Annotated in this window: 19 protein-coding genes and 1 riboswitch; of the genes, 12 read left to right on the forward strand and 7 right to left on the reverse strand. The window is 71.9% G+C overall.

Annotated elements, in window-relative coordinates:
* The first annotated feature begins 520 nt into the window (after positions 1-520).
* Positions 521-706: riboswitch (cyclic di-AMP (ydaO/yuaA leader) on the forward strand.
* A gap of 6 nt (positions 707-712) precedes the next feature.
* Positions 713-1,369 (forward strand): M15 family metallopeptidase, encoded by a 657-nt coding sequence (locus tag E1281_RS00620; RefSeq protein WP_243716436.1) that lies wholly within the window; start codon positions 713-715, stop codon positions 1,367-1,369.
* A gap of 108 nt (positions 1,370-1,477) precedes the next feature.
* Here E1281_RS00620 and E1281_RS00625 read toward each other — a convergent pair whose 3' ends face one another.
* Both E1281_RS00625 and E1281_RS41630 read right to left on the reverse strand, forming a co-directional pair.
* Positions 1,478-2,143 carry a response regulator transcription factor gene (locus E1281_RS00625; RefSeq protein WP_131875106.1) on the reverse strand — a complete coding sequence of 222 codons (666 nt, stop codon included), beginning with the start codon at positions 2,141-2,143 and terminating at the stop codon, positions 1,478-1,480.
* Entirely contained in the window at positions 2,130-2,456 is a 327-nt protein-coding gene (locus E1281_RS41630; RefSeq protein ID WP_243716438.1) for an ATP-binding protein, read from the reverse strand. The genes E1281_RS00625 and E1281_RS41630 overlap by 14 nt, the downstream gene beginning before the upstream one ends.
* Positions 2,457-2,489: 33 nt before the next feature.
* Between E1281_RS41630 and E1281_RS41635 the strand changes: the two genes are divergently transcribed.
* The 4 genes from E1281_RS41635 to E1281_RS00645 are packed head-to-tail and all read left to right on the forward strand — an operon-like array spanning position 2,490 to position 5,523.
* Positions 2,490-3,026: an MMPL family transporter gene (locus tag E1281_RS41635; protein ID WP_243716439.1), complete on the forward strand. Its 537-nt coding sequence runs from the start codon at positions 2,490-2,492 to the stop codon at positions 3,024-3,026.
* Between the two features lie 48 nt (positions 3,027-3,074).
* Positions 3,075-4,067 carry an ABC transporter substrate-binding protein gene (locus E1281_RS00635; protein ID WP_131875107.1) on the forward strand — a complete coding sequence of 331 codons (993 nt, stop codon included), beginning with the start codon at positions 3,075-3,077 and terminating at the stop codon, positions 4,065-4,067.
* On the forward strand, positions 4,064-4,900 hold the full coding sequence (locus E1281_RS00640) for a creatininase family protein (protein ID WP_131875108.1): 837 nt from the start codon (positions 4,064-4,066) through the stop codon (positions 4,898-4,900). Before E1281_RS00635 ends, E1281_RS00640 begins: the two co-directional genes overlap by 4 nt.
* The gene (locus tag E1281_RS00645) at positions 4,897-5,523 is read left to right on the forward strand and encodes an isochorismatase family cysteine hydrolase (RefSeq protein ID WP_131875109.1); all 627 of its coding nucleotides are present in this window, start codon (positions 4,897-4,899) and stop codon (positions 5,521-5,523) included. The genes E1281_RS00640 and E1281_RS00645 overlap by 4 nt, the downstream gene beginning before the upstream one ends.
* Here the strand turns inward: E1281_RS00645 and E1281_RS00650 are convergent.
* A complete protein-coding gene (locus E1281_RS00650; protein ID WP_165958723.1) occupies positions 5,474-7,078 on the reverse strand; it encodes a serine/threonine-protein kinase in 1,605 nt (534 codons plus the stop codon). The genes E1281_RS00645 and E1281_RS00650 overlap by 50 nt on opposite strands.
* A gap of 127 nt (positions 7,079-7,205) precedes the next feature.
* Between E1281_RS00650 and E1281_RS00655 the strand changes: the two genes are divergently transcribed.
* The 3 genes from E1281_RS00655 to E1281_RS00660 all read left to right on the forward strand — a co-directional run bounded on the left by E1281_RS00655 (position 7,206) and on the right by E1281_RS00660 (position 9,321).
* Complete coding sequence (locus E1281_RS00655; protein ID WP_131875111.1) at positions 7,206-7,562, forward strand: hypothetical protein; 357 nt, start codon at positions 7,206-7,208, stop codon at positions 7,560-7,562.
* A gap of 39 nt (positions 7,563-7,601) precedes the next feature.
* The gene (locus E1281_RS39855) at positions 7,602-7,769 is read left to right on the forward strand and encodes a hypothetical protein (protein WP_165958724.1); all 168 of its coding nucleotides are present in this window, start codon (positions 7,602-7,604) and stop codon (positions 7,767-7,769) included.
* A 91-nt stretch (positions 7,770-7,860) separates the two neighbouring features.
* Positions 7,861-9,321 carry an FAD-dependent oxidoreductase gene (locus E1281_RS00660; protein WP_131875112.1) on the forward strand — a complete coding sequence of 487 codons (1,461 nt, stop codon included), beginning with the start codon at positions 7,861-7,863 and terminating at the stop codon, positions 9,319-9,321.
* Positions 9,322-9,458: 137 nt separating this feature from the next.
* Here E1281_RS00660 and E1281_RS00665 read toward each other — a convergent pair whose 3' ends face one another.
* Both E1281_RS00665 and E1281_RS42445 read right to left on the reverse strand, forming a co-directional pair.
* Positions 9,459-10,391, reverse strand: a complete 933-nt coding sequence (locus E1281_RS00665; RefSeq protein ID WP_131875113.1) for a VOC family protein — start codon at positions 10,389-10,391, stop codon at positions 9,459-9,461.
* A gap of 67 nt (positions 10,392-10,458) precedes the next feature.
* Entirely contained in the window at positions 10,459-10,593 is a 135-nt protein-coding gene (locus E1281_RS42445) for a hypothetical protein (protein ID WP_279433572.1), read from the reverse strand.
* 36 nt (positions 10,594-10,629) lie between these two features.
* Between E1281_RS42445 and E1281_RS00670 the strand changes: the two genes are divergently transcribed.
* From E1281_RS00670 to E1281_RS00685, 4 genes are all read left to right on the forward strand, one after another.
* On the forward strand, positions 10,630-11,010 hold the full coding sequence (locus E1281_RS00670) for a hypothetical protein (RefSeq protein WP_243716440.1): 381 nt from the start codon (positions 10,630-10,632) through the stop codon (positions 11,008-11,010).
* Positions 11,011-11,277: 267 nt separating this feature from the next.
* Complete coding sequence (locus E1281_RS00675) at positions 11,278-12,777, forward strand: MFS transporter (protein ID WP_131875114.1); 1,500 nt, start codon at positions 11,278-11,280, stop codon at positions 12,775-12,777.
* A 48-nt stretch (positions 12,778-12,825) separates the two neighbouring features.
* Positions 12,826-15,225, forward strand: a complete 2,400-nt coding sequence (locus E1281_RS00680; protein WP_131875115.1) for a CoA transferase — start codon at positions 12,826-12,828, stop codon at positions 15,223-15,225.
* A gap of 69 nt (positions 15,226-15,294) precedes the next feature.
* Entirely contained in the window at positions 15,295-16,005 is a 711-nt protein-coding gene (locus tag E1281_RS00685) for a MarR family transcriptional regulator (protein WP_131875116.1), read from the forward strand.
* Between the two features lie 33 nt (positions 16,006-16,038).
* On the opposite strand, the gene E1281_RS00690 is transcribed toward E1281_RS00685, so the two are convergent.
* Together E1281_RS00690 and E1281_RS00695 are read right to left on the reverse strand one after the other, a co-directional pair.
* Complete coding sequence (locus E1281_RS00690; protein WP_131875117.1) at positions 16,039-16,353, reverse strand: hypothetical protein; 315 nt, start codon at positions 16,351-16,353, stop codon at positions 16,039-16,041.
* Positions 16,354-16,371: 18 nt separating this feature from the next.
* Positions 16,372-17,898: a fatty acid--CoA ligase family protein gene (locus E1281_RS00695; protein ID WP_131875118.1), complete on the reverse strand. Its 1,527-nt coding sequence runs from the start codon at positions 17,896-17,898 to the stop codon at positions 16,372-16,374.
* Between the last annotated feature and the right edge of the window lie 109 nt (positions 17,899-18,007).

The raw sequence follows: 18,007 nt of genomic DNA on the forward strand, positions 1-18,007 counted from the left end.
TCGGGTCGCATGGCGGTGAGGTCGCCGGGGTGGGCGTTTCCCAGAACGGCTCCTTGCAGCGCGTCCGGGCGGACGCCGTCGTGCTGGCCGCGGACGGCTTCGCGGCCGATCGCGGCGCCCTGGCCGCGTCGCTGAGCGGGACGGCCGAGGAGACCGAGCGCGCCCTGGCTCCGCTGCCGGGCCGCCGCCCCCTCACCGCGCCCTATCACTTCGCGTGGGTCACCCACGGGCTGCTCGCCACGCAGGGCGGCCTGGAGATCGACCCGTCCGGCCGCGTCCTGGACGGTGCCGGCGCACCGATCCCGCGGCTGTTCGCGGGCGGCGGCACCGCCTGCGGCTGGCCGGCCCGCACTCGGACGGCTAGCTGTCCGGCAACGGCCTCCTGTCCGCGTTCGGCATGGGCTGGATCGTCGGCAACGCCTTGGCCGCCGGCTGAGGACACGCGCTCCGGCACGTTCCGGCAGGTCAAGGCCCTTGATGTCCTGTTTGCAATCTCTTGGGGCTTTGGTACCGTCTGCCGGGATTTGCAACGCCGAGTCCGCGACCAGCGCGGAACCGGGGAACCAGCGCGAGCGTCGTCCAGGCCGATCCGCCTGTGGCGCCTCGCAGGGGTGAATCGACGCCTCCTTGCCACGTGAGGAATGTCGTAGGGCGACTTCCACGCCCGAATCCGTCAGCTAACCCGGTAGGCGGCATGGAAGGAGCAGATGCCGTGATAGGTCGGCATGCCAAGAAGAAGACCAACCCCGCGCCGGTCATGGGCGTCGTCCTGGCGGGACTGTTCGCCGGGTCCCTCGCCCTGGCGCCGCTGGACGGAGGTTCCGGGGGCTCGGAGGCCTCGGGAGGCTCCAGCGGCCCCGACCGGACGAAGGTCTCGGCGGACCGCGCCGAACCGTCCCCCTCCCGGAAGGCCGAGAAGGCGCCGAGCAAGCCGCCGGACGACTGCGAGCCCTCAGAGGCCACGGACCACGGGTATTCCAACGGCCGGATCCCGACCAAGGAACTCTGCCCACTGCCCCAGGACGACGAGTTCCTGCGGGCCGACGCCGCGGTGGCCTTCTACAAGCTCAACGTCGCCTACGAGGAGCGCTTCGGCGAGCAGATGTGCGTCCGCAGCTCCTACCGCAGCTACGAGAAGCAGGAGGAGCTGTACGAGAGCATGCCGTCCGGCATGGCGGCGGCGCCCGGCAACAGCAAGCACGGCATCGGCATCGCCGTCGACCTGTGCGACGGCGTCCAGGACGACGACTCGCCCCGGTTCGCGTGGCTGGAGGACAACGCCGAGAAGTACGACTGGCTCCACCCGGACTGGGCCTACAGCAGCCCGTACGAGCCGTGGCACTGGGAGTTCGACGTCGGCCAGGACTAGCACGCCGCGATTCACCGGGTGCGTTGACTTGCGGCGTGTTGTTGTTATGAGCGCGTCGAAAACAACAACACGCCGCAAGTCAACGAGATGTGGCTCGGTCCTCGGTGACTAGGGGCGAGTGCGGCGGGACAGGGCCGCGGCCTGTCCCCGGCTGCGCAGCCCGAGTTTCCTGCTGACGTGGGATTTGACGGTGTGCTCGGAGACGACGAGCCGCTCCGCGATCTCGCTGTTGCTCAGGCCGTCCCCGATCAGGTGCAGGACGTCGTGCTCGCGCGGCGTGAGGTCGTGCAGGCGGGCCAGGTCGGCGGGGTCCGCCCGCCTGGCCCGCCGGTGGGCCGCGTAGCCGTCGATGACCCGGCGGGCGACGCTGGGACTCAGCGCGCCGTCGCCGCCGGCGGCGGCGCGCACGGCGGCCAGCAGCTCCTCGTACGAACTGCTCTTCAGCAGGAAGCCGCTGGCCCCCTGGGTCAGCGCCTCGTCGATGTACTCGTCGAGGTCGAAGGTGGTCAGCATCAGGACGCGGGTGCGGTCCAGGGCGCCGGCGCGGGCGAGGCGGCCGAGCGTCCACAGGCCGTCGTGCCCGGGCATGCGCACGTCGAGCAGCAGCACGTCCGGCCGCAGGTCGCGGCAGAGCCGCAGGGCGTGGTCGCCGTCCCCGGCCGTGCCGGTCACGGCGATGTCGTCCTGGGTTTCGAGGATGGCGCGCAGCCCGTCGCGGACGACGCTCTCGTCGTCGGCGATCACGACGCTGACGGGGCCGTCACCGGGCGGCATCGCGGGTCCCCTCGACGCTGCGCGGAAGGGTGGCGCCGAGACGGAACCCGCCGTCCGGTGCCGGTCCGGCGTCCAGGTCGCCGCCGAGCGCGGCGACGCGTTCGGTGAGCCCCGCCAGGCCGAGCCTGGGGCCGGGTCCCGCCTGCGCCGGGCGGGGCGGCGGGCCGGAGGTGATCTCCAGGTCGACGACGTCCGCTCTGACGTCCAGGCGGACGGTGGCCTCTGCTCCCGGCGCGTGCCGGCGCGCGTTGGACAGGCTCTCCTGGACGATCCGGTATCCGGCGAGCTGGACGGGGCGGGGCAGCTCGACCACCGGGAGGCCGCGCTGGACGACACGAAGCGCATCGTGCCTCTCGTCCTGCTCGCGGTCACGCTGATCCTCTGCCTGCTGCTCCGGTCGATCCTCGCACCGCTGATGCTGCTCGCCACGGTGGTGCTGTCCTTCGCCGCGTCGCTGGGCGTCTCCGCCCTGGTCTTCACCCACCTGTTCGACTTCGGCGGCGTGGCGGCCGACCTGTTCATCTACATATTCGTCTTCCTCGTCGCCCTGGGCGTGGACTACAACATCTTCCTCATGGAACGCGTCCGCGAGGAGAGCCGCCGCGTTCCGACCGCCGAGGCCGTCCGCCGCGGGCTCGCCGCCACCGGCGGCGTCATCACCGCCGCGGGGCTCGTCCTCGCCGGCACCTTCGCCGCGCTCGCCCAGATCCCCGACGTGACCGTCGCCCAGGTCGGCATCGCCGTCGGCACCGGGGTCCTGATCGACACCTTCCTGGTCCGCGCCCTCCAGGTCCCGGCGCTGGCCACGCTGCTCGGCGACCGCACCTGGTGGCCCGCCCGGCGGGCAAAGAACCTGCATCCACCTATTGAATATAACCAATAGGTGTCTTAGGTTCGTTGTCACGCCTCCGCACACCCTGGAGTCCACCGAATGTCCTTTCTTCACCGCCCCCACGACAGGCGTCCCGCCAAGCTCACCGCGCTCGCGGCCACCGCGGCGCTGGCCCTGACGGCCCTCGCCGGCTGCGGCTCCGGCGAGGGCGAGGTCTCCGCCGACGGCGTGGCGAAGGTGAAGCTCGGCGTCATTCCCATCATCGACATCGCCCCGGTGGAACTGGGGATCAAGAAGGGCGTGTTCAAGCGCCACAAGCTGGAGGTCACCACGCAGGCCGCCCAGGGCGGCGCCGCCATCGTCCCCGCCGTGGTCAGCGGCGACTTCCAGTTCGGCTACTCCAACATCGTCAGCCTGCTCATCGCCAAGGAGAAGGGCGTCCCGGTCTCGATGGTCTCGGTGGGGGCCCGCGCCTCCGACGACGAGATGGACGACGGATCCGGGCAGCTGATGACCGCCGACCCCGCGATCACGAAGGTCGCCGACCTCAAGGGCAAGAAGATCGCGGTCAACACCCTCAAGGGCATCAACGAGGTCGCGGTGGCCTCCAGCCTCAAGAAGCACGGGGTGCGGCGCGGTGACGTTCAGCTGGTGGAGGTGCCGATCCCCAACATGCCCGCCGCCCTCAAGGACGGCCAGGTGGACGCCATCATGGTCAGCGAGCCGTTCATCTCGATGGCCGCGAAGCAGGGCGCCGAGCCGCTGCCCGTCAGCTACGCCAGCATGGGCAAGAAGCTGCCCTTCGCCGCCTGGTTCGCCGCCGAGCCGTACGCGGCCAAGAACCCGAAGGTCGTCGAGCGCTTCACCGCCGCGCTGAAGGAGTCCCTGACCTACGCCGAGAACCACCCGGACGAGGCCCGCGCGGCGCTGAACGGCTACCTGAAACTGGACGCCGGCCTCAGCGAGGAGGTGACCCTGCCCGGCTGGAACCCCGAGGCCGGGCAGGCCGACATCGCCCCACTCGCCCAGCTCACCGTCGACTCCGGCCTCATCAAGAGCACCGATCCGCTGAAGGAGCTGCTCGACCGGTGACCAGGAGGGAAGGCAAGGAGGGCGACGTCTTCGCCGGCACGCTGGCGGAGCTGACCTGGCACGAGGTCGACGAGGCCGCCCGGACCGGCGCGGTGCTGCTCTGGGCCTTCGGCGTGATCGAGCAGCACGGGCCGCACCTGCCGACGGGCACCGACGTCTACCTCCCCGGCGCCCGGCTGCGCGCCGTCCGGGCGCTGCTGGCCGACCGCGGCGTGGAGGCGCTGATCGTCCCGCCCTACTACTGGGGCGTCAACGTCGTGTCCGGGTCCTTTCCCGCGTCCTACAGCGTGCGGCCCGAGCTGATCCGGGAGGTCATGGTAGACCTGCTCGGCGGCATGGCGCGCGACGGCTTCCGGCACGTGTTCTGCTTCTCCGGCCACGGCGACGCGCTCCACAACCGCACGGTGCACGACGGGATACGGTCGGCCTGCGAACGCACGGACGCGGACGCGAGCTTCGTGACCGAACCGGCGCTGGCCCGGCGCATCGGCCTCGACCTGGACGACCCGTACCTGACGCTGTCCGGGCCGGACGAGCCGCCGCCGGACGGCCCGGCCGACGTCCACGCCGGCAACTGGGAGACGTCCCTGATGATGCACACCCACCCGGAGCTGGTGCGCGAGGAGGTCCGCGTCCGGCTCGCGCCCAGCGGCCTGGGCCCCCGCGAACTGACCGTCTGGCGCCAGGGCCACGAGCACGCCCGCCGCGTCACCCCCGACGGCTACCTCGGCGACCCGGCCGCCGCCGACGCCGCCGAGGGGCGCCGCATCAACGCCTCCACCGCCGAACAGGCCGCCGACGCCATCGTCCATCGACTACGGGGAGCCGCATGACCTCGCAGACCGCTCTGCTCGTCATCGACATGCAGAACGACTACTGCCATCCCGACGGCGTGTTCGCCCAGGCCGGGCTCCGCGTCACCGGCCTGGACGCCCTGGTCGGGCAGGTCAACACCCTCGCCGCCGCGGCACGCTCCGCCGGCCGCCCCGTCATCTGGGTGCGGATGGAGTGGACGGAGGACGCCGAGGTCGGCCTCCTCGCCGAGCGGAGCCCGTTCCTGCGGGCCCGGGGCCTGCGGCGCGGAACGTGGGGAAGCGAACTGCTCGGCGGCCTCGACCGGGCGCCGGGCGACCATGAGATCGTCAAGTCCCGCTTCGACGCGTTCCACGGCACCGGGCTCGACGAGCTGCTGCGCGGCCTCGGCGTCGGCACGCTGGTGATGGCCGGAGTGCGCACCGACTTCTGCGTCGAGTCGACCGTCCGCGCCGCGTTCTTCCGCGACCTGCGCGCGATAGTGGCGCGAGAGGCCGTCGCCGGATATGTGGCGGACCTGCACACGGCCAGCCTGCGCCTGATGAACACCGTCTTCGCCGAGGTCGTCCCTGTCGGGGAGGCGGTCGCGCGGCTCAGCCCGGCGCGGCCGGGAACAGTCCCGGATTCTCCAGATCGGCGCTGATGTCGGCGGGGATCCCCCCGTCGATGCGGCGGGCGTCCCAGTCGCTGTTCAAGGCGTCGGGGGAGCCGCCCCATTTCCCGTCCAGCCGGACGTCGTCGCCCGAGCGCTCGATGGCGAACCTGACCTGCCCTGTGGCCTCGGTGCCTTCACCTTCCGTATAGGACGCGTGGATGGATGAGCCGTCCCCCTGGATGGCGCCGTGGATGCGGCTCTTGCCCCGGAACCGGTAGATCATCCACACCTCCTCGCCGTCGACGCGGACGTACATGTCGCCGTAGCTGCTCGTGTAGTGCCCGTCGAGGTAGGAGTGATCGGTCCCCAGCAGGCGCGGGACGGCGAATGCGGCGATCACGGCCGCGAGCGCGACACCGGCGGCGATCACCCCGAACAGGACGGCGCGGCGCCGCGGGCGCGGGGCGGGGACGTCGACCCGCGTACCGGCGGGCAGGGTCGGCGCGGCCCCGCCCTGGCCGCCCGCCACCGGGCTCGGCCCGTCCGGCCGATGCTGGGACGGCGGCAGGCCGCCGACGTGCCGCGGAGGCGGTGCCGGGGGCGGCAGCCGCCCCGGCGGCGTCCCTGGAGGCGAAGTCCCTGGAGGCGAAGTCCCTGGAGGCTGGGGCGGCTCGGCGGCATACGGCCACGCCCCCGCGTCCGCCGCGGTGCGCGGGGTGCCGCTCCCGCCCGCGGCGGCCGCGGGGTCGCCGCCCGCGACGCCGAGCCGGGAGAGCAGGTCGCGCGCCGTGGGACGCCGGGCGGGGTCCTTCTCCAGCGCCGCGACGATGACCTCGCGCAGCGCGCCCTCGATACCGTCCAGGTCGGGTTCGCGGTGCACGATCCGGTACGCGATGGCCGGGACCGGGCCGACCCCGAAGGGGCCGCGGCCTGTCGTGGCGAAGGCCATGACGGCGCCCCAGGCGAACACGTCGCCGGCCTCGCCCGCGCTCGCACCCTCGAACAGCTCGGGTGCCATGTACGCGGGCGTCCCGACGAGCTGACCGGTCTCGGTGAGACCGAGCGTGGTGTCCAGGGCGCTGGCGATGCCGAAGTCGATCACGCGCGGGCCCATCCGGCTCAGCAGCACGTTGCCGGGCTTCAGATCGCGGTGGACCACCCCGGCGCCGTGGATGGCCGCCAGCGCGGCGGCCATGCTGACGCCCAGCTGCTCGACCTCGGCGCGGCGCAGCGGGCCGCCCTCCTCGATCGCCTCGCCCAGCGTGGGGCCGTCGATGTACTCGGTGACCAGGTAGGGGTTCGCGGCGTCCGGGTCGGCGTCCAGCACCTCGGCGGTGCAGAACCGCGGGACCTTGAGCGCGTGCGCGGCCTCGTGCCGGAACCGTTCGCGGAAGGCGCCGTGCCGGGCGTGGTCGGAGCGGACGACCTTGATCGCCACCAGCCCGCCGCCCGGACCGGGCCCGCGTCCGAGATAGACCGACCCCATTCCGCCCTCTCCCAGGAACCCGGCCACCTCGTACTCGCCGATGCGTTCCGGATCCCCGGCCCGCCGGGGGACGGCCTTGGAAGGCAGGGAGCTCGCGGACGACGGGTCTTCGGACATTGGTGCTCCTGGACCGGGGGGTAAGGCAAGTGTCCAGTATTCCGAACCGGACTCCCTGACGCGGCCACCGGTCGCCATGCGGTCCAAACGATTCCCCCGCGACCGGCACGAATGCGACGCTGAAGCCATGGACGAAAGGCGCCTGGTGGATGCGGCCAGGCTGGCGGTCGCCGAAGGTTCCCGGCAGGAGCGGTACGAGGCGCTCGGCGCTCTCTCCGATCTGCTGAGAGGAGCCGCCTTCACCCAGGATTCGGCCGAACGGGTGGCGGCTTTCCTCGTGGAGGTCGCGCTGACCTCCCGATACGAGGACGATCGTGAAGAGGCCCTCCACGCCCTGGGAGATGCCGGCTATGCCTGGCCCTACCAGTTGGTGAAGCCCTTGGCCGACGCCGTACCTCCGATGGGCGGCGCCGAGTCGGATCATGTCCAGGCGATCCTGGAGAACGCCGAGCACGAAGACGCCGGCGGATCAGCGGGCTCTTAGGTCTGCCCGAGGCGCCGGCCGGGCACCCGGTGGTCGTGGGTGAGGGCGTGGAGACGGGTCAGGTCGTCGAGGGCCGGTCTGCGCGGCGACCTCGGTGTCGAGCCGGGGCTCGAGCTGCGCGAGGCCGAGCGGAGCGTCCTGGCGGGCGAGTTCTTCCAGAGCGTCTTCGTCTCCGCCCAGAAGCAACGCGAGCCGCACACCGGCTGAGCGGCCGGTGTATGTTGCATGTTGAAACGTCATTCCGAGTGGCGGAACAACGAGCCGGAGGGTGCGCTTTGCCGGGCAGGGGTGGGCGGTCATGACCGCCGAGGATCTCGGGCGCTACGACGTCATCGTGGTCGGCGCCGGCGTGGGCGGGCTGTGCGTGGCCATCGAGGCCGCGGCGGTCGGCGCGCGGGTGCTGGTCGCTGAGAAGACCGAGCGGGTCGGCGGGATGCTGCACATATCCAGCGGCGAGTTCAGCGGCGCGGGCACGCGCAGGCAGGCCGCGCGCGGCATCGAGGACGATCCCGAGCGCCACTGGCAGGAGGTCATGCGGCTGTCGCACGGACGGGCCGACCCCGACCTCACGTGGCGGACCGTGCGCGCCCAGGGCGAGACGGTCGACTGGCTGGACGGCCTCGGCTTCGACTTCCACCCCGAGACTCCCGGGTTGGTGCACGGGCACGAGGTCTACTCGGTGCCCCGCACCTACTGGGGCGTGAACCAGGGCGACTCGCTGCTGCGGGTGCTGGAACGCGAGCTGGCGCGCTGGACTCCGGAGCAGGTGCGCGTGCTCACCGGCACCCGTGTCACCGGCGCCGTCCAGGACGGCGCCGGCCGGGTCGCCGGCATCACCGCGGTCCGCGACGGGACGCACGAGATCGCCGCGCACGCGGCCACCGTGGTGCTGGCCACCGGCGGATACGACGCGGAGCCCGGGCTGCGCAACCGCTTCCTGCCTCCGGGCTGCGAGGACGCGATGATCGCCTGCCTCGACCACGCCACCGGCGACGGGCTCAGGCTGGCCGAGGGACTGGGCGCCGCCGTCAGCGGCAACGGGATCTTCCTCCCCGTGATGGGGCTGATCCCCGATCCCGGACGGCCCGGCTTCGCCGTCGACTACCGGGAGGCGTTCATCGAGCTGGCGCCCGCGTACCGGACGCCCCACGAGATCTGGGTCAACCGCGCCGGCGAGCGATTCGTCCCCGAGGACGGGACGAGCCCCGAAAGGCGCGAGCGGGCCCTCCTTGAGCAGCCCGGCCTGGCGATGCACATCGTCTGGGACGAGGCGACCGCACGCGAGGCGGAACCGCTCATCAGGAACGGCGCGGGCGGCTGGACCCGCGAGCGGTTCCTGGCCGAGCAGGAGAGCGGCCGCTGGATCGTCACGGCACCGACACCGGAAGAGCTGGCGGTGCGGCTGGGCGTGGACCCCGCCGGACTGGCGGCGACCCTCCGGCGCTACAACGAGGCGGTCCGCGCCGGCCACGATCCCGACCAGGGCAGGACCACGCTGCCGATGACGATCGACTCGCCCCCGTACTACGGCATCACCTCCACCGCCGCCTCGCTGCTCAGCAGGGACGGGCTCCAGGTGACCGGCGACCTGGCCGTGGTCGACCGCGACGGTCGTCCGATCCCGGGCCTGTACGCGGTGGGCGAGGTACTGGGCAACGACGTCTTCGCCGGAGACAACTACGTCGGCGGCATGAGCGTGACACCCGCGATGACACTGGGCCGCGCGCTCGGCCGCGCCCTGGCCGCGGAGGCTTCCTAGCGCGGTGACCACGAACGTCGACCGGGTCGCCATCTCGTTGACTTGCGGCGTGTTGTTGCTTTCGACGCGCTCATAACAACAACACGCCGCAAGTCAACGCACCCGGTGACCCTTGGGGGAGCGCACTAGCGGTCGCCTCAGCGGCGGCGGTAGAACTCCAGCAGTTCCCCGTCGCGGCCCAGGAACGTCTGGACCGCGGCGGGGCCGTAGGGAGGAACGTCCAGCTCGACCGGGTCGCAGACCGGGACCGCGCCGTGCGCGGCGAGCAGCCCCGCGGTCGCGGGCAGGTCGTCGGTCTCCAGCGAGACGGACAGGAGACCGGTGTTGGGCGGGACGGCGCGGTCGCGCTGGTCGCGGCCGGGGAAGCCGACGTACTGCGCGATCTCCACGCGGCCGTTCATCGTGCCGCCGGGCATGTACATGTTGATGTTGTGCAGCGAGGTGCCCGGCGGGAGGCGGAAGAACGCCTCCATGCCCTCGATCACCTGGTCGTACATCGGCTCGAAGCCGAGCGCCCCGTAGAAGCCCATCGCCGCCCGCGCGTCACCGACGTGCACCGCGACCGTCTGAAGCTCGCTGGGAGAGCCGTCGTACTCGGCGAGCGGGGAGCCGTCCCGCGCTTCGAGTTCGAAGACGTCGAGGATGACGCCGTCGGGGTCGTACGACAGCGAGTCCCAGGCGGCCAGCTCCGGAGTCACCGTCCAGCGGGTGGGCTCCGACTTGGCCCTGCCTCCCGCCTCGCGTAGCCGGTGGACCGTGGCGCGGACGTCGTCCACCCGGATGTTGAGCGCGTAGTGGCCGTAGTCCTGGGCGCGCGAGTAGTCGCCCCAGATCCGGTCGCCCGGGGCATCGAAGCTCACAAGGCGCACCAGGCCGGTCGTGGCGCCCTCCGGTCCCAGCACGACCGTCCGGCCCGTCAGCCCTGCGGGCATGCGCCACGCACGCTCGATCTCCGGACCCCCGACCGCGACCTCCGGCCCGGCCACGTAGCCGAACACGTCTCGGTAGAACGCGACCGACCGCTCCAGATCCGACACCGCCACCGTCGCCACCCGCAGCTCACTGATCAAACCGACTCGCCCTCAGCTGTTCCGTATATTGAAACGATGTTCCAATATATCCACCGGAGGCGGGAGGTCAGCAGGGGCCTTCGTCGATCGACGTCGAGACCGCGACCAGGGAACGCGTGGCGGTGGACTCGGGACGCCGGTCGGCGTAGATCGTCACGCAGACCGGGTGGTCGCCGTCGGCGTTCGTGATCTCGAACGGCATCCCGTTCGCCAGGGGACCGGACTCTGGCCGGACCACTTGAGGCTCTACGTTCCGGCGCCCGGCCCCGGTCTCACGCACGTCGATCTCGGGCGGTCGGGGCTGGAGTCCGACCAGCTCCGGGACCTGTTCGAGGACGAGGTCGTGGGGCCGTCCGACGATCTCGATCCTGGTTCCATGCTGCTGCCCTGGGCCTCGACCGGCACGGGGGTCACGCTCTACTGGCAGGTCTCACCTGGGACGCCGACTGGTTCGTACCCGATCCGGGTCTCGGACCGGAGCGGCGACGTGTGGGAGAGGTACGACCTGCTCACCACTGAGCTTCTTCTGGGAATCGCCCAGGGCGAGGTGCACAGTGAGCTGCTCAACGAGTCGTGGATGGAACGCGACCTACTTTTCAGGCCCTATATCAACGAGTAGCGCGACCTGAGCACCAGGCGGAGCCACCGAGCAGGCCGACGCGCGCGGTGTCGGGGACGTTGGTCGCTAAGTCTAAAGTTCCCAGACTCACTCGCGGGCAATCTGCTGGCATGCAGGAACTTTTGGGCTTGAGTCTTGACGTGTCCCAGTAAACATCGTTCTATTAGTCACAGGCAACTTGTGATCTAGCCCACGCCAGATGGCCCGGCGACGACGCTGACGGGTCCCGACTCCACCCCCACCCCACATCGGAAAGTCGGTACGGCCATGCCCGGAACGAGATCCTCCAGATCCGCCGTTCTCCTGATCGCGGTGCTCGTGCTCGCCGAGACGGTGTCGGCGTTCGAGACGACGATGTCCGTCCAGCTGCTCTACGCCCAACTCCCCTTCTTCGGGTCCGACATCAACAAGCTCACCTGGATCGTGACCGCGTACATGCTGGTCGCGGCGGCCGCCACGGGGGTGTGCGGTCGCCTGGGCGACCAGTTCGGCCGCGCGCGGGTGCTCAACATCGTGCTGCTGATCTCGGCGGCGGGCTCCGCGCTCAGCGCGATCGCCCCCAACCTGGAGATCCTCATCGTCGGCCGGGGCCTGCAAGGGGTGTCCGGCGCCGTGCTGCCCCTGGTGATCGGGCTGGCGCGCGAGATCCTGCCGAAGGAGAAGGTCACCACCGGGATCGCCGTCGTCAGCGCGTCGGCGCTCATCGCCGGAGCGTCGGGCATGCTCGTGTCCGGGTTCATCCTGGATCACTTCAACTGGCGCTTCATCTTCTGGACCGCGGTGATCCTGGCCGCGCTCGCGATGGCCGGGATCCGTGCCGTCATCCCCAACTCCAAGGCCGCGGACGCGGACCCCGGGAGGGTCGACTACCTGGGCGCCGCGCTGTTCTCGGTGGCCATCGGGACGACGCTCTACGGCGTCACCAAGTCGAGCGAGTGGACGTGGGGCGACTCCCGGACGCTGGGCTTCCTGGGCGTCGGGCTTGTCCTGCTCGCCCTGTGGACGGTCTGGGAGCTGCGCGTGGAGCACCCGATGATGGAGGTCCGGCGGTTCGTCAATCCCAAGTTCGCGATCGGGATGCTCGCCACGGTGATCATCGCCTTCGGGGTCTTCGGGCTCAGCCAGGTCATGCCGACGGCCGTCCTGCGCACCCCGACGGAGATCCCCGTGCCGGGCGGCGCCCCCATCGAGCTGCCGGTCGGGCTGGGACTGACGGCGACGATGACCGGGCTGGTGGGCGGCCTCGGCGCGCTCATCGGGTTCGCCATCTCCCCGCTGCCCGGCCGGATCTCCCGCCGCTACGGCGCGGCCCGGACGATCATGATCGGGTCCGTGGTCGCCGTGGGGGCCTTCTGGTCGGTCATGTCCCTCCACACGTCGCTGGGCGGCTTCATCGCCTTCACGATCATCAGCTCGATCGCCGTCACGTTCTGCTACGGCGCCCTGCCGACGCTCATCGCCGAGTGCGTCCCGCCGGAGGAGACCAGCGCGGCCGTCGGCATGCAGGCCGTGGTGCGGACGACGTTCCAGGGCGTCGCCGCGTCCTTCTCGGGGGTCTTCCTGGCACGGGGCGAGATCATGGTCGGTGATCACGCCTTCCTGAGCGAGCAGGGCCTGGAGACCCTCGCCGTCGCGGCCATCGTCGCCTCCGTCATCGGGTTCGTGCTCGCGGTCGCGGCGTCGCGCTACCGCGACTCCATGCTCAACGACCGGGACGACGGAGCCGTCCCGGCCGCCGGGCCCAAGGCGGCCGTCCAGATCGACTGAGAACCACGATCGACGCTGCACCGATCCGCACCACATCGAGAGGAACCGATGGACAGCACCCTCCCGCTCGCCGATGTCCGTGTCCTGGAGTGCACCGGGGGCATCCCGGGCGCGTACTGCGGAAAGATGCTCGTCGACGCCGGTGCGCAGGTGGTGAAGGTCGAGCCCCCGGACGGTGACCCGCTGCGCTCCTGGAGCGCGTCGGGGGATCTCGCCCTCGGGCCGGGCGAGCACGCGCCCCTGTTCCAGTTCCTCGCGGCGGGCAAGCGGTCGGTCGTCTCGGACGACGCCGGGTCGCCCGCCGTCCACGACCTGGTCCGGGGCGCGGACATCGTGATCGTCGACGGGACGGGGGGCTGGGACCTGGCGCGGATGCGGTCCCTCTCGGCGGGTGACGAGAGCGTCGTCATCAGCATCACCCCGTTCGGCACCGAAGGCCCCTACGTCGACCAGGGGGTGCAGGCCAACGAGTTCATCCTCCAGGCGCTGTGCGGGTCGACCGGGAGCCGCGGCTGGCCCGGTGAGGAGCCGCTGCAGGCGGGCGGCCGGACCGGCGAGTGGGTGGCGGGGGCGTACGCCGCCTTCGCCGCCGCCGCCGGGATCCGCCGGCTCCGGCGGACCGGCCGGGGTGACGTCTTCGACGTCTCGATCTACGAGGCGATGATCGTCACCATGGGCGGTCTCGGCGCCGTCGCCGCGGGCGTCCTCGGCGAGGACGCCCCGGCGGCGGCCAGGAGCCTGGAGATGCCGTCGATCGTGCCCACCGCGGACGGCCTCGTCGGCTTCTGCACGATCACCGCGCAGCAGTTCGCGGACTTCCTCGTCCTGATCGACCGCGCGGACCTCCTGGACGACGCCGACCTCGCGTCGTTCGCGGGCCGGACTCGGCGGCGCGACGAGTTCCTGGAGATGGTCCACGGCTGGGCCTCCACCCGCACCACCGCCGAGATCGTGGAGCTGGCGGCCGCGCTGCGGATCCCGGTCGCCCCGATCGGGACGCCGGAGACGCTGGCCGAGATCGACCAGTTCCGGGAACGCGGCGTCTTCGTCAAGAACGCGCTGGGCCACCTCCAGCCGCGGGTCCCGTACCGGACCAGCGCGTTCGAGGCGTCCCCGCCGGGAACGGTGCCGGACCCCGGCCGGGACGCCGGCGAGGTGCGCTGGCCGGCGCGCGAACGTCCGGCAGGCGAACGTCCGGCACGGCAGGGCACACAGCCGGACCGGCGGCCGCTGGACGGGGTGCGGGTCGCCGACTTCACCGCCTTCTGGGCCGGTCCGACCGCCACCCAGCTGCTGGCCGCGTTCGGCGCCGACGTGGTCAAGATCGAGGGGCTGCGCCGTCCCGACGGCATGCGGTTCTCCGGTGGACGGCCGCCGAGCGTCGACCAGTGGTGGGAATGGGGGTCGGTGTTCCTCGCCAGCAACAACGACAAGCGCGGGATCAGCCTGGAGCTGAGCGATCCGCGGGCGCGGGACGTGGCCCTGAAGATCATCGGTGGCAGCGACCTGGTCGTCGAGAACTTCTCGCCGCGCGTGATGGCGAACTTCGGGCTGGAGTGGCCGGACGTCGCGGCGGCCAACCCCCGGGCGTGCATGGTGCGGATGCCCGCGTTCGGGCTCGACGGCCCCTGGCGCGACCGGGTCGGGTTCGCCCAGACGATGGAGCAGGCGAGCGGCATGGCCTGGATGACCGGGCACCCGGACGGCCCGCCGATCATCCCGCGCGGCGTCTGCGACCCGGTCGCCGGCATCCACGCGGCCTTCGCGGCCGTGGTCGCCCTGGAGAGCCGCGATGCCACCGGCCAGGGGGTGCACATCGAGGGGACCATGGTCGAGGCCGCGCTCAACGTGGCGGCCGAGGCGCTACTGGAGCACTCCGTCCGCGGCGTCACCCTGCGCCGCGACGGCAACCGCGGGCCGGGCGCCTCGCCCCAGGGCGTCTACCGGACGGCCGGAGCCGACGAATGGGCGGCGATCGCCGTGACGGACGACGCGCAATGGCCCGCGCTCGCCGCCGTCATCGGCCGCCCCGACCTGGCGGACGACCGCGACCTGGCGACGCGGTCCGGCCGCCGGGCCCGCGCGGCGGAGATCGACACGGCCATCGCGTCCTGGGCGGCGGGCGTCGACGTCGAGGCCGCCGTCGCGGCGCTCCGCGCGGCGGGCGTCCCGTCGGCCAGGGTGACGCCGCCGAGCGACCTGCTGGCCGACGAGCATCTGCGCGCTCGCGGGTTCTGGGAGAACGTCCGGCATCCGGTGGCGGGCGAGTTCCGCTCGACGGGGCTGCCGTTCGGGTCCCGGACCGTGGCCTCCGGGTGGGTACGGTCCGGGGCGCCGCTCTACGGCCAGCACAACCACGAGGTCCTGGCGGAGATCGGCCTGGGCCGGAGCGAGATCGAGGCGCTGGAGGAGGACGGGGTCATCGGCTCCCGGCCCGCCGGGCTCTGACGGGCCTGCGGCGTCCCGGCGAGGACTACGATCGCTGGCAGGACGACGGCGATCGGCGGGAATGACGACGTGGGACTCGACGAGGCATCGCGGGAGGCGGACGAGGCCGCCGCGCGGGAGGGCGCCGCCGATCCCGGCTACCCGGATCTGCCGACGACGGCGTACCTCGTCCTCGGCATGCTGATCGTCAACGACGAGTCGCTCACCGCGGGCGAGATCAAGGTGCGCTCCCAGTACACGGTCGGCCACTTCTACTGGGCCCCGGCCGTCAGCCACATCCGGCGGGAGCTGACACGCCTGATCGAGCACGACATGGCGGCCGAGCGCACGATCCACGTCGGCAAGCGCAAGATGACGGTCTACGAGTCGACCCCGCGGGGCGAGCGTGCGCTGCGCGCGTGGGCCGAGGCCCTTCCGGGGGACGAGCCGGTGATGATCAAGCATCCGCTGATGCTCAAGATCTGGCTCGCGGGGGACACCGAACCGGCCGTGGTCCTGGAGGCCATCGACCGCTACCTGGAGACCGTCCAGAAGTCGATCGACGAGCTGATGTGGGCGCAGGGCAGGAGCCGGGAACTCGGGCTGCTGGAGGAGATGAGGTCGAGGTACCCGCTCCAGGTGGCGACCTACACCCTGCGCTCGCTGTACGCCGAGATGGCCAACGTCCGGCAGCTCCGCGACGAGATCGAATGGAACCTCGGAGACGCCTACCAGCGGCACGCCGACCACCCGAAGACGGCCATACGCCGCAGGGTGCGGCCGGAGGCCGGGGACGACTGACCTCCGGCCGCGTTCCGGCCGCCGAGGGGCGGGTCAGTCGCTGGCGGGGAGCGGCTTGGCGTCCTTGACCACGAGCGGGGTGTCGCCGTCCGACAGCGAGCCCGCACCCGGGCTGGTCACCAGGACTTCGAAGGAATCGTCGTCCGGGTGGGTGTAGCGCTTGCCCAGCAAGGAGCCCTCGTCGAACGGACTGTGCGGTTCCCCCACGGTCGCGCGGTCGGCCGACAGGGACATCGGAACTCCGCCGCACCGCAGGTCCAGGCCCGGCGGCCCCGGCCGGACCACGATGACGCCGGTGCCGCACACCTGGCTGTGCAGGCGTGTCCCGGGCTTGATGATGTCGCTCAACTGCTTCTCCTGTCTCGATCAGGCGTGTGTGGGGGAGTGGAGCCCGGCGACGATCTCTCGGCGCAGGAGCTTGCCCGTCTGGGTGTAGGGGAGCTCTTCCCTGAACACGACCTCGTCAGGCGTGCGGGAGCCGCGCAGCCGCGACCGGACGAAGGCGCGCAGCTCCGCGGCGAGGTCGTCACCGGCCCCTCCGTCGGGGACCACGACCGCCACCAGCCGTTCCCCCCAATGGGGATCGGCCGCTCCGACCACGGCGGCCTCACGGACCAGGTCATGGGCGAGCAGGACGTCCTCGATCTCGGCCGGCGCGATGTTCTCCCCGCCGCGGATGATCGTGTCGTCCGCGCGTCCCTCCACGTAGAGGTAGCCGTCCCCGTCGAGGCGCGCGAGGTCGCGGGTCGGGAACCAGCCGCCGGCGTCCAGGACCGAGCCGAGCCCGGTGTACTCGCCGGAGACCTGCGGCCCCCGGACCCACAGCTCGCCGACCGTGCCGCCGGGCACCGCGCGGCCGTCCTCGTCCCGGATCTCCGCCTCGACGCCGGGGACGACGCGGCCGACCGAGGCGAGGCGGTGGGTCTCCCCCGAGGCCATCGCCTGGCGGTGGTCCTCGGGGCCGAGGACCGCGATCGTCGAGCTGGTCTCGGTGAGGCCGTAGGCGTTGACGAAACCGGTCGCGGGGAACGCCTCCAGCGCCCGCGCGAGCACCGGGAGCGGCATCCGCGCACCTCCGTAGGCGAGCGTCGAGAGACCGGGGCAGTCCGCCGGGCGGTCCCCGAGATGCTCGACGATGCGGGCCAGCATGGTCGGCACCACCATCGCGTGGCTCACCCGCCGGTCGCGGACGACGCCGAGCCACCCCTCCGGGGTGAAGTCGGTCAGGTAGGCGGTCTTGCGGCCGGAGTAGGCGTTGGTGAGCACGGCCCCGATCCCGGCGATGTGGTACGGCGGGACGCTGAGCAGCGCGCACTCGTCCTCCGCCGCCGCCGCGCCGAACTCGACGGTTCCGAGGACGTAGGAGAGCAGGTTCGAGTGCCGCAGGACGGCGCACTTCGGCGCCGCCGTCGTGCCGCTCGTGAACAGCAGGAGCGCGGGGCTCTCCTCGGACACCTCCGCGGGCCCCGCGTCTGACGCCGCCTCCGACGCGTCCCCGGCTCCCGGCGCCGCGACGATGTCGAACCACTCGCGGGTCGTCATCGACGCGACCACGTTGCCGGGCGGTCCGACGCGCTGGGACGGGTCGGTGACGAGCACGGGCGCGTCCAGGCGGGCGATCAGTTCGCGCAGGGCAGGCTCGGACAGGCGGTAGTTGAGCGGAGCGAACGGGACTCCGGCGCCGGCCGCGGCGAACAGCAGCGCGGGAACCGCGGGGGAGTTGGCGCCGACGAACGCCAGCGTGCGGGCGCCCCGGCGTCTCAGCAGCGCGCTTCCGGCGTCGGCCAGCCCGGCGAGGCCGCCGAAGGTCGTCGGCTCGCCGGCGGCCGGCAGCAGGGCGGCGCGGTCGGCGCCCGCCTGCGCGGCCATGTCCAGGATCAGGCGGATGGTCATGCGAACTCCCGGGCTCGTCCCACCAGCTTTCTTAAACTAATAGTCCCTCATGATGGTCACACAGCGATCTGCAAAGCGCCAGTTCTCCGGACAATCGACCCTTGACAGT

This window comes from Actinomadura sp. KC345, assembly GCF_004348515.1.
GTDB lineage: Bacteria > Actinomycetota > Actinomycetes > Streptosporangiales > Streptosporangiaceae > Spirillospora.

Excerpts from the sequence above, each read along its gene's own strand:
- E1281_RS00625 (WP_131875106.1), bottom strand. The coding sequence starts at position 2,143 with ATGCCGCCCGGTGACGGCCCCGTCAGCGTCGTGATCGCCGACGACGAG.
- E1281_RS00635 (WP_131875107.1), top strand. The coding sequence starts at position 3,075 with ATGTCCTTTCTTCACCGCCCCCACGACAGGCGTCCCGCCAAGCTCACC.
- E1281_RS00645 (WP_131875109.1), top strand. The coding sequence starts at position 4,897 with ATGACCTCGCAGACCGCTCTGCTCGTCATCGACATGCAGAACGACTAC.
- E1281_RS00650 (WP_165958723.1), bottom strand. The coding sequence starts at position 7,078 with ATGTCCGAAGACCCGTCGTCCGCGAGCTCCCTGCCTTCCAAGGCCGTC.
- E1281_RS00655 (WP_131875111.1), top strand. The coding sequence starts at position 7,206 with ATGGACGAAAGGCGCCTGGTGGATGCGGCCAGGCTGGCGGTCGCCGAA.
- E1281_RS00660 (WP_131875112.1), top strand. The coding sequence starts at position 7,861 with ATGACCGCCGAGGATCTCGGGCGCTACGACGTCATCGTGGTCGGCGCC.
- E1281_RS42445 (WP_279433572.1), bottom strand. The coding sequence starts at position 10,593 with ATGCCGTTCGAGATCACGAACGCCGACGGCGACCACCCGGTCTGCGTG.
- E1281_RS00675 (WP_131875114.1), top strand. The coding sequence starts at position 11,278 with ATGCCCGGAACGAGATCCTCCAGATCCGCCGTTCTCCTGATCGCGGTG.
- E1281_RS00680 (WP_131875115.1), top strand. The coding sequence starts at position 12,826 with ATGGACAGCACCCTCCCGCTCGCCGATGTCCGTGTCCTGGAGTGCACC.
- E1281_RS00695 (WP_131875118.1), bottom strand. The coding sequence starts at position 17,898 with ATGACCATCCGCCTGATCCTGGACATGGCCGCGCAGGCGGGCGCCGAC.